The sequence below is a fragment of the Shewanella sp. SG41-4 genome, from assembly GCF_014164505.1.
In the GTDB taxonomy this organism is placed as follows: Bacteria; Pseudomonadota; Gammaproteobacteria; order Enterobacterales; family Shewanellaceae; genus Shewanella.
This window is the reverse complement of sequence record NZ_JACJFI010000800.1, coordinates 1-220: the sequence shown is the minus strand read 5'-3', so window position 1 is coordinate 220 and position 220 is coordinate 1. Positions and strand designations below refer to the sequence as shown.

Sequence of the window (220 nt, the reverse complement as noted above, 5' to 3'; positions counted from 1 at the left end):
ATGCGCCTTTAGTTAGTACTATCAGCTTTCCAAATTGTTAAAGAACAACACTAGCCGGCTTGCGGCGTGTTTCACTCTACTTCCGAAGAAGTTAACAAGTAATCTGTGTGAACACTCACATGCATTTCTGCACTTTAGGTATTGAGTTAGTCGTATAGGTAAGGAGGTGATCCAGCCCCAGGTTCCCCTAGGGCTACCTTGTTACGACTTCACCCCAGTC

Annotated in this window: 1 rRNA gene; it reads right to left on the bottom strand. The window is 45.5% G+C overall.

The annotated features are described in order from the left end of the window. Window positions 1–159 precede the first annotated feature (159 nt). Window positions 160–220, bottom strand: a 16S ribosomal RNA gene (locus H5202_RS24905); the annotation flags it as partial.